This is a genomic window from Microcystis sp. M_QC_C_20170808_M9Col (genome assembly GCF_007095495.1).
In the GTDB taxonomy this organism is placed as follows: domain Bacteria; phylum Cyanobacteriota; class Cyanobacteriia; order Cyanobacteriales; family Microcystaceae; genus Microcystis; species Microcystis aeruginosa.
Window position 1 is genome coordinate 1 of record NZ_SFBZ01000008.1, and the last position, 9,146, is coordinate 9,146.

10 protein-coding genes and 1 pseudogene are annotated in these 9,146 nt (G+C 43.7%); 3 read left to right on the forward strand and 8 right to left on the reverse strand.

Going from position 1 to position 9,146, the window contains the following annotated elements; all coding sequences use genetic code 11:
* Window positions 1-160 precede the first annotated feature (160 nt).
* From EWV68_RS00575 to lysA, 5 genes and pseudogenes are all read right to left on the reverse strand, one after another.
* Window positions 161-517 (reverse strand): annotated as a pseudogene (locus EWV68_RS00575) (hypothetical protein); the annotation flags it as partial.
* 129 nt (window positions 518-646) lie between these two features.
* The gene (locus EWV68_RS00580) at window positions 647-961 is read right to left on the reverse strand and encodes a DUF1825 family protein (protein WP_002738222.1); all 315 of its coding nucleotides are present in this window, start codon (window positions 959-961) and stop codon (window positions 647-649) included.
* A 253-nt stretch (window positions 962-1,214) separates the two neighbouring features.
* Entirely contained in the window at window positions 1,215-1,964 is a 750-nt protein-coding gene (gene uppS / locus EWV68_RS00585) for a polyprenyl diphosphate synthase (protein WP_287168470.1), read from the reverse strand.
* Window positions 1,961-2,881: a diadenylate cyclase CdaA gene (gene cdaA, locus EWV68_RS00590; protein ID WP_287168471.1), complete on the reverse strand. Its 921-nt coding sequence runs from the start codon at window positions 2,879-2,881 to the stop codon at window positions 1,961-1,963. The genes uppS and cdaA overlap by 4 nt, the downstream gene beginning before the upstream one ends.
* A 423-nt stretch (window positions 2,882-3,304) precedes the next feature.
* Window positions 3,305-4,702, reverse strand: coding sequence for a diaminopimelate decarboxylase (gene lysA, locus EWV68_RS00595; RefSeq protein ID WP_061430192.1), 1,398 nt, complete (start codon window positions 4,700-4,702; stop codon window positions 3,305-3,307).
* 228 nt (window positions 4,703-4,930) lie between these two features.
* Between lysA and EWV68_RS00600 the strand changes: the two genes are divergently transcribed.
* Window positions 4,931-5,656, forward strand: coding sequence for a GUN4 domain-containing protein (locus EWV68_RS00600; protein WP_002799083.1), 726 nt, complete (start codon window positions 4,931-4,933; stop codon window positions 5,654-5,656).
* Window positions 5,657-5,692: 36 nt separating this feature from the next.
* On the opposite strand, the gene thyD is transcribed toward EWV68_RS00600, so the two are convergent.
* The 3 genes from thyD to petM all read right to left on the reverse strand — a co-directional run bounded on the left by thyD (window position 5,693) and on the right by petM (window position 7,444).
* Window positions 5,693-6,640, reverse strand: coding sequence for a thylakoid membrane protein ThyD (thyD, locus tag EWV68_RS00605; RefSeq protein WP_287168473.1), 948 nt, complete (start codon window positions 6,638-6,640; stop codon window positions 5,693-5,695).
* A gap of 225 nt (window positions 6,641-6,865) precedes the next feature.
* Entirely contained in the window at window positions 6,866-7,225 is a 360-nt protein-coding gene (psb28, locus tag EWV68_RS00610; protein WP_061430190.1) for a photosystem II reaction center protein Psb28, read from the reverse strand.
* Between the two features lie 105 nt (window positions 7,226-7,330).
* Window positions 7,331-7,444, reverse strand: coding sequence for a cytochrome b6-f complex subunit PetM (gene petM / locus EWV68_RS00615; protein ID WP_012265655.1), 114 nt, complete (start codon window positions 7,442-7,444; stop codon window positions 7,331-7,333).
* 323 nt (window positions 7,445-7,767) lie between these two features.
* Here petM and EWV68_RS00620 point away from each other — a divergent pair, with 323 nt between their 5' ends.
* Together EWV68_RS00620 and EWV68_RS00625 are read left to right on the forward strand one after the other, a co-directional pair.
* On the forward strand, window positions 7,768-8,268 hold the full coding sequence (locus EWV68_RS00620) for a DUF192 domain-containing protein (protein ID WP_287168474.1): 501 nt from the start codon (window positions 7,768-7,770) through the stop codon (window positions 8,266-8,268).
* 391 nt (window positions 8,269-8,659) lie between these two features.
* Complete coding sequence (locus EWV68_RS00625) at window positions 8,660-8,854, forward strand: DUF2949 domain-containing protein (RefSeq protein ID WP_061430188.1); 195 nt, start codon at window positions 8,660-8,662, stop codon at window positions 8,852-8,854.
* The last annotated feature ends 292 nt before the right edge of the window (window positions 8,855-9,146 follow it).

Here is a 9,146-nt window from a genome sequence, read left to right on the forward strand (position 1 = left end):
TCTGTGTGGAAACGGGGTCTATACTGATAGAATATCCGCAAAATAGTCCTAAAAGTCTTGCCCAGTAAGCATTTCACGATTCCATAAGCAAAAATTATCACACAAAGTCGAGAAGAGCCACAGTACTTGTCTTTGTATTGAAAAATGTGTCCGTCAGTCAGGTCATCAACTCCTCCACCCATCCCTCAATTTCTCCTAGGGCGAAGCTTTGAGAATTTGCTCTCGCTGTCTGTAAAGCTTGGCTAATCTCCCGATCGATTTGACTGTTATATTTTTCGGGTATAGTGATGGGAATCTCTAGGTTAGTTTCGCTAGCAACCCTAGTTTTTAACGGTTCATTGCCGGCAGTTCCTAGCCAAATTTTCCCTAAAAGAGGCAAGATAACCACTAGAACAACTATAGCCCAAATTAACGGGGTTATTGCCTTAATCAGTTGACTGATTGCCTGAATGCGGTTAGTTTTTTCACTATACTGAGGTGGCTCAATATTCTCTTGTGAATCTGGCCTGGAGTTCATCAGCTAACCTACTTAAAATTATTAGATCATCGTTCTCAAAAAACCGCAGAAACCCCAAATTTCTGAGCGGTAAACTGGAGAGGGCATATCGGGCAAAAGACAGCCAATACCCGATAAATATCGGCAATTTTAGCGAATTTCTGCCTTCATCCGCTCAAGGGTTTGCTGCATTTGGTCGAACATCATTTGCGGAGTCATGCCAAATTGACCTAATTGGGTTTTTAGCTGTTCTACGGTCATTTGGGCGGAAAAATCTTCAGATAACTCAAAACGCTTCATAAAGATCTTGTAGCGTTCCATTAACTCCTCCATCCTATCGATAAAGATTATTTTACCCTCTCGATCGAATTTACCGTACTCGCTGCCTAGTTGTGTGAGAGACTGGTAATCTTCAAATAGCTGTCTAGCTTCCTGTTGAACCACTTCTGAGTCAAAGAATCCCATAATCTTAAAACTGCTTATCGTCGATAGTTATTCTCTCCCCTATTTTATTTTAGCCTGGGAAAAAGTCTAGCTCCAGCCGATTTACGGATTACCGTATTGGGGAAATCGAGCAGATCACAAACGACGTCTCGTCGCAGTTTAACCGTTGCCCCAGGGAGTTTAAGATTAAAAGTGATCAGACCTCTTGTAAAAATCAAAAATTGTCCTTTAACTGCCCCACAGTGGCTATTTCGCTAAATTTGGGCTGCAGCCCTTATAATTTGCCAAAACGACGATGACGACCCTGATAATCTTTTAAAGCGCGGTGAAATTGCACTCGATCGAAATCGGGCCAGAGGGTGTCAGTAACATAGATTTCCGCGTAGGCCATTTGCCATAGTAAAAAATTACTAATTCGCATTTCCCCACTACTGCGAATTAACAGGTCTGGGTTAGGAATCCCAGCAGTATAAAGATACTGTTCAAAGAGAGATTCATCGATCGCTTCTGGGGAGACTAAACCCTGTTGCACCTGACGAGCGATCACCTGACAAGCTTGCACGATCTCCTCTCGGCCACCATAATTAGTAGCTACCGTAAATTGAATACCGGAATTTTTGCTAGTTTCTGCTTGAGATTTAGCAATTTCCCGTCTTAAAGACTCTGGCAAGGCTGATAAATTACCAATAAAGCGAATTTTGACATTTTGCTGCATCATTTCTTCTAATTCGCGCCGCAAAACCCGCTCGAATAGAGTCATTAAAAACTCTACTTCCTCGAGGGGACGACCCCAATTTTCTGTAGAAAAAGCATAAGCAGTTAAAGCGGGAATCCCCCAGTCACGACAACAGCGCAGCAAGTCTTTTAGTGCATCTACTCCCCGTTGATGGCCCATAATCCGCGGTAAACCACGACTTTTCGCCCAACGACCGTTCCCATCCATAATCACTGCGACGTGCTGAGGCAAACGGTTTTTATCTAAATCCGTAGGTAATTCTGATGACAAGCTCGGTTTAAGAGTCATTTTCTATCTTTGGGGGTTGCTCTGGGCGAACGGGAGAATTTTTCTAAGATTAGACGACCTTTTAAGCCAATTGTACGCCCTAAACGTCCCCAACTCGGTGCGACCACTTCCCCCTCTCCCGACGGAGAAAACTTCGCTTCGAGAAGCTCTTTTAGTTTACTACTGGTTAAAGGCCGATCCAAATTACCCCCCGACGCGAGGGAAATCGAGCCAGTTTCCTCAGAAACCACAATACAGATACAATTATCTAGCCTTTCGGTAATGCCCATGGCCGCCCGATGACGGGTGCCTAATTGCCTAGAGGTACTGCGCTCCGATAAGGGTAGAATAACACCCGCGGCCACCACTCGATCGCCCCGAATAAATACGGCCCCATCGTGCAGTAAAGTTTTAGTTTGAAAAATAGTTTGAATTAATTCTTTAGATACTTGGCCATTGAGCATCACCCCCGGATTGACAAACACCTTGGTGTCGAGATTGCCACTGGTTTCTAATACCATCAGCGCACCGGTGCGATTTTGAGATAAATCCTTCACCGCGTCCACTAACTCATCAATGACATTATCGGTCTTGGGAGTGGGGGAACTTTTTTTAAATAATTCCCACACTTGACCTTTGCCCAATAATTCTAAAAAACGGCGGAATTCCGACTGAAAAATCACAGCAATCGCCACTGCTGCCCCCAAAATCAATTTTTCTAGGACTAACCCCAGCAAGCGCAATCCTAGGGCATCGCTAATCACCGAGGCCAGCATTAAGTAGATTAGTCCTCGCACCATCCAAAAGGTACGCCGCTCGCCGATAATTAGCAGCAGCATATAGGTAAGGAGGAGAACTAACCCAAAGTCTAGGACTGACAGACCATGGCTGAGAATCCAGGACAATAACCGGCGAGGATCCAGAAAAAAACCCGACATGGGGGACGATAGCGATGAGGTTTATATTAAGGAGAGTCGAGTGGTTGACATACCCCACGCCGTAAACGGACGTGGATTCTTCTAGCATCACTGCTGTGAATTTCTGGCTCAACGAGTCCACTTGAATTAGATTCCTGGCGAAATCCAACCCAGAGGTGGTTCTCTCCTCAGACTTTCGCGACCTTACAGAAGCCTGTTCTCGTATGCCCTACGATACAGTTCAAAACCTCTAAAATAATTGGTTTCTTTGGTACTTGACGCTTAGAGCTTTTACCTATAGGAGCATTCCCCTATAGAACCCCATAACTCTAGTTTTCAAGGTGCGTTCATCGGTTGATGACTGGGTTTTTTAAGCGGTTGCTTACCCGGCCCCCTATTCTTAATATCATACATCCTATAAAGTCGCCCTCAAAGGGCGAGGCTTTAAACCCAATTTTTCGGTAAACGGTCTTGACGCAGCAAATCCGCCAGATTTTCCCGTTCAAGGATGAGATTAGCTTCTCCGTTGTGGACAATTACCGCCGCCGGACGGGGTAAGCGGTTGTAATTAGAAGCCATACTGTAGTTATAGGCTCCTGTGGCTAAAACCACTAAAATATCCCCCGGGTTGGTTTTCGGTAGCGTAATATCCTTAATTAGAATATCGCCAGATTCACAATGCTTTCCAGCTATTGTCACCACTTCCTGACATTCTTGACTCATTTTATTGGCGACCACGGCCCGGTAAACCGATTGATAGGTAATCGGTCGGGGATTATCAGACATTCCGCCATCAACGGCGATATAGGTGCGGATTTCAGGGATTTCTTTGCGATTACCCACTGTATAGGCCGTTACGCAAGCGGTGGCAATCAGAGAGCGTCCCGGTTCGGCAATGAGCAGCGGATAAGCGATACCTCTTTCCTGACAAGCTTTAGCCACTGCTAAGGACACTGCTTGTACCCATTCCTCGATACTTGGGGGGTCATCACTTTCGAGGTAGCGAATCCCTAAACCACCACCGACGTTTAATTGCTGTAGGGGTAAACCCCGTTCTAAACCTAATTTAAACCAATCTGCCAACACAGCGGCTAAGTCTTGGTGGGGTTGACGTTCAAAAATCTGGGAACCGATGTGAGCGTGTAAACCCAGACAATTCAGCAGCGGATGAGCTAAAACATAGTCAAATACCGCTTCGATTTGATGAGGGTCAAAACCAAATTTACTGTCTAAGTGACCCGTGCGAATATATTCGTGGGTGTGACACTCGATGCCGGGGGTTAACCGCAATAGGATCGGAATAGGGTTATCAGGACGATTTTCGCCTAATTTAACCAGATTTTCTAACTCTAGCCAGTTATCAACGACAATAATGCAGTTATGCTCGATCGCATATTCTAACTCGGCGATCGATTTGTTATTACCATGAAAGTATATCGGCACAGCGGTTTTATTGATCTGGTCTAAAGCGGTTAACACCGTGTGAATTTCTCCGGCCGACACCACATCAAAACCTAATCCCTCCCTAGCGACCACGGCCGATACAGCCAGGCAATTCCACGCTTTCGAGGCATAAATTACCCTAGATTCTCCGGGATAATGAGTCTGGAAACCTTGTAGGTATTGACGACAGGCTGTGCGGAGGGTGACTTCATCGACAATATACAAGGGTGAACCGAAACGTTCCACTAGGGTGGTCACATCGCAACCACCGATTTCTAGACAATCGCGGTTATTAACCTTGGCTGTCAGGGGTAACAGGGTTTGATTCGGGGATAGACAATCTTGATAGGCTAAATATTTTTGTCCGGAATTGTTGATTTTAGGTTCAGTTGATAGCATAATCGGTGTTTTTTGTCAAGCAATCGATAATTTTTGTGACAATCTCCGCGCATCCCCGATTCAGTCAAGGGAATTTTGACCGTCGGTGATCTAGATAACCAAAATAGTTCTCTCTTTCAGTGTACGATCAACCACCCGCTAAAAATCCCTTTTTTGTCAGGAAAAAATCGAGCAGCGACCCCGAAATAGTGGTAATAGTATTGAAGGAGTGGTCTTAAAAGTGATGATATGACTGACCAGAATGGCGTGTTAGTAGAAGAACAAAGCGAGGATATTACCCGCAAGATGAGTCAATTAGCCACCGAGTCGCCGAAAAATCAATTACAAATCCTGACACAATTAGCCGGGGCCGGAGAAGGTGGCCTAACTGTATTGAGAGATTTTTTGTTGGCCCAGCAGCCCACTCCTGTTAATCTGGTGACAGGTAAGGCTTATCAATTGCTATACCAAGATAATAGCGCTCAGAGCAAGGAATTTTTAGCTAATTATTTCCCCACGGGTGTTGTTCCCCTCGATAGTGCTAAAGGTATCGATTATCGACTTTTACAGGAATTATTGGCTAAACAGGATTTTCAAACTGCCGATAGTCTCACCCGTCAAAAACTCTGTGAATTAGCAGGAGAAGGAGCAATACAGAGGAAATGGGTCTATTTTACGGAGGTAGAAGCTTTTCCCAAGGTTGACATTCAGACTATTGATCATCTTTGGTTAGTTCATTCGGAAGGAAAATTCGGTTGGTCGGTGCAGCGCAAATTATGGCTCGGTGTCGGTCAAGATTTCCCGAAACTCTGGCCGAAAATTGGCTGGAAAAATGGCAATAATTGGACAAAATACCCCCAAGAATTTATCTGGGATTTAAGCGCTCCCGTCGGTCATTTACCCCTGTTAAATCAACTGCGCGGGGTGAGAGTGGCCGCCTCTTTATTCTCCCATCCCGTCTGGAGTGAAAAATAGATTGAGAACACTGGGTCCGGCTATTGTATCAGCTTTCTACATTTTCGGGACGATTTCTTGTAAGGCCGCTTCTAGATTAGGATAACGATAGTCAAAACCGAGCGCTTGAGTGGCTTTTGGCAGCACTTCTTGACCTTCTAAGACGATTTTTGCTCCTTCTCCCAAGAGAATTTCGAGGGCAAAATCTGGCACTGGCAACCAAGAAGGACGATTCATTACTTCCCCTAATATCTGACAGAATTCTTTCATCCGGACGGGATTGGGTGCAGTAGCGTTGAAAGTACCGTTAATTTCTGGGCGATCGAGACAATAGATAATTAAATTAATTAAATCATCCCGATGAATCCAAGAAAACCACTGACGACCGCTGCCAATCGGTCCGCCGGCAAATAGTTTGAAGGGTGGGATCATTTTCCCTAAAGCACCCCCATTGCCTAAAACAATACCCGTGCGAAGAATGACTAAACGAGTGCCGTAATCTTTAACTTTTTGGGCGGCTGTTTCCCACTTTTTACAGACATCCGCCAGAAAATCGCCACCGGGAGGGCTATTTTCGTCAAAACTAGCGGTTTCACTGGTTCCATAGTAACCGATCGCCGAGGAGTTAATTAAAACTTTCGGTTTCTGGTCGGCCAGTGCGGTCGCAACGCGCTCGCTACGCGAGATCGCCTCGACAATTTTCTCGGTGCCGATTTCCCGACTAGCGATGATTGCTCGTTTTGCTTCCCCGGTCCAGCGTTCCGAAATCGGTTCTCCCGCTAGATTAATCACCGCGTCACATCCGCAAATCTCTTTTTGCCAATCCCCCGATTCTGTGGCGATATAGGGAATAATCTCTATCTTAGGATAGATTGACTTTGGGTAAATTCTCCCAGCTTTATCGGGATTGCGAGTCAAAATTAGGATGTCATCGCCGCGATCATAGAGTTTGACCACCAATCGACTACCCACAAATCCCGTCGCCCCAGTAATCGCTATTTTCATGGTTTCTTGACTAAATTTATCCTTATTTTAGCTGGTTTTTGGCTATCAGAGTTCAGGAGTCAGTCCCGATGAAAAAATTTTCACCCCCACAGATGAAAGATGTTTCTTTCCCTACACCCCACACCCCACACCCTACACCCTCTTTCAAGTCGGTAGTCAGGAGATTATTTTTATTTGTTCTCCCCACACCCTACACCCCACACCCTACACCCCACTTCCCACTTCTCACTTATCCTGATACCCCATCCCGTTGGCTGCCGCATAACGATTCATAAAGCGCAGAAAACGCTCCCAGTGTTCATCGGTGATTTCAAAACCACATTCTACCCGTTGAATTTCATCTCCTTCATCTCCTCCAAAAATAAACTTAGTCGAGTTGGGAATAACTATAATCACTCCTTCCTCATCGGTGAGACGAAGATCACCGTAGGTGCGGGTGGTGAAACTTTGGAAACGTTCGATCGCTTTCAGGGTTTTAAAAGTCATCAGGACATTGCGAATCCCGGTACTTTTATTTTTGCGGAGACTAACACCGCTTAATTCTTCTGATAAACCGACAAAAAACTCGATCTTGGGAGTGGTCATAGGTATAGCTATAAAATTTTAGTTATTGATTTTCTCTTAATTACTTTTCATGGGGAAAAATTAGTTCATGATTACTAATAAAGTAACCATGAACGGAAAAACAAGCTATTCCGCTTCTCCACCTTGGATTTTGAGGAGGAGAAAACCCCAAGCTAATCCGACGAGGACGAGAACGATCGCCACGATCGCCCCATTAAATAACATACTTTCTGCGGTCATGGTGATTGCTCCTGAGCCTACAATAATCGATCAATAGATCAATGGTATTTTAACCTACGAAGGCGATCGACTGCTGCCGGACTAGGGCAAAATTGAGGGGGAAAATCGGCCAATAACTTTGAGAATTTTCCTAGTATATACGTTCTAGCAATCCTGCCCCTCTCCTCAAGGAAGGATGCTCACCCCCATGCTAGATATTTTTAATACTATCTTTATATTTGCCGTCACCACTTTGTGTTAATGTCTTATCTGCTTAATTCTCCACTTATACTAGAAAAATTAAGTATTGATAACTATTGGTGATAACTGGTAAAAAATCATTTATGCTCAAGATCAAGTTAATATTATTTTTAGGTTTGTTGCTGCTGAGTTGTCAATCGACTAATCTCAATGGTAATAATAGTTCAATGGCTCAGATTACGACTGAGAATCAAGGGCAAATATTACCGATCACGGCCAAAGCAGATATTAATGGTGAGATGATTGAGTTAGAAGTGGCTCAAACCCCCGAACAACAAGCCAAGGGTTTAATGTATCGCTCATCTTTGCAGAAAAATCGCGGTATGCTATTTCCCTTTGCACAACCTCTGATGGCCCGGTTTTGGATGAAAAATGTCTCGATTCCTCTAGACATGATTTTTCTAAAAGATGGTATAGTAAAAGCAGTTTTGCTGAATGTCCCTCCTTGTGCCGTCGATCCTTGTCCTGTCTATGGGCCAAACACCATGGTTAATCAAGTGATCGAACTAGCCGGGGGCCGAGCCAAAGAATTAGGAGTGAAAGAAGGAGATAAAATTAAGATTGAGTCTATCTCAAGACCTTGATTTTTGAAAATGGTGTTAACTTTCTTATAGAAGGTGTCCCTTGTCTGGAAATATAAGTATGGTTTTTATAAGCTATCACGCATTTATACTGTTTAAGATATAACCATATCGATTAAGATTTTTATAGTCTATCAAGTCATAGATTGAATAATCTTTACCCTTGCTATGGATTAAACAGAGACAAAATTCTGCTCGATCTAACGGGACTATCTTAAGAGAGCCAGCGATTTTTAGGAAAGCTGATTACAATTTAAGCAAATCTATCGAAATCATCGAGATAGCTTAGATACAGAAAAAACGGTCGCAAGACTAACTGTCCTTGAAACCGCTCAGGTAGTGTTTTGTTAAAATCACGAGATATACTATAACTATTGAGGAAAAAAATCCCCCTATGTCCACGATTGCCTATTCCCAATTCCGACGATTTCTGCAAGAGGAATTGTCCCTTCCCCAAGAATCGATCGCTATGGCCGAGCGCTCGATCCAATCTGATAAAATTCATTTACCGATGATTCTCTGGCAGTACGGTTTAGTGACCTTGGAACAATTAGACAAAATTTATGATTTTCTCGAAGATGTAGTCTAATCTTACAATTGCTCACTATTGACAAGGAGAATAATTGCCATGGATCCTCATAGTTTCTGGCACAGTCTGAAAATTACGATCCCAAAAACTACCAATCATCACTTGAGAAGTGGGTTATTTAAACCCACTTTTTTAATAACTATACAATTGAGAATTATCGATTAACTGCTCAGTCCATGAAACCCCATGACCAATTTGCCAAAAATTACCTTGAACAATTACTTTCTCCCTTGGGAATCGTCGAAATCAGCAAAGAAGTCAGCGACGAAACCCGACAGATAGATTTATTTTT

Excerpts from the sequence above, each read along its gene's own strand:
- cdaA (WP_287168471.1), bottom strand. The coding sequence starts at position 2,881 with ATGTCGGGTTTTTTTCTGGATCCTCGCCGGTTATTGTCCTGGATTCTC.
- lysA (WP_061430192.1), bottom strand. The coding sequence starts at position 4,702 with ATGCTATCAACTGAACCTAAAATCAACAATTCCGGACAAAAATATTTA.
- petM (WP_012265655.1), bottom strand. The coding sequence starts at position 7,444 with ATGACCGCAGAAAGTATGTTATTTAATGGGGCGATCGTGGCGATCGTT.
- thyD (WP_287168473.1), bottom strand. The coding sequence starts at position 6,640 with ATGAAAATAGCGATTACTGGGGCGACGGGATTTGTGGGTAGTCGATTG.
- EWV68_RS00580 (WP_002738222.1), bottom strand. The coding sequence starts at position 961 with ATGGGATTCTTTGACTCAGAAGTGGTTCAACAGGAAGCTAGACAGCTA.
- EWV68_RS00620 (WP_287168474.1), top strand. The coding sequence starts at position 7,768 with ATGCTCAAGATCAAGTTAATATTATTTTTAGGTTTGTTGCTGCTGAGT.
- psb28 (WP_061430190.1), bottom strand. The coding sequence starts at position 7,225 with ATGACCACTCCCAAGATCGAGTTTTTTGTCGGTTTATCAGAAGAATTA.
- EWV68_RS00625 (WP_061430188.1), top strand. The coding sequence starts at position 8,660 with ATGTCCACGATTGCCTATTCCCAATTCCGACGATTTCTGCAAGAGGAA.
- EWV68_RS00600 (WP_002799083.1), top strand. The coding sequence starts at position 4,931 with ATGACTGACCAGAATGGCGTGTTAGTAGAAGAACAAAGCGAGGATATT.
- uppS (WP_287168470.1), bottom strand. The coding sequence starts at position 1,964 with ATGACTCTTAAACCGAGCTTGTCATCAGAATTACCTACGGATTTAGAT.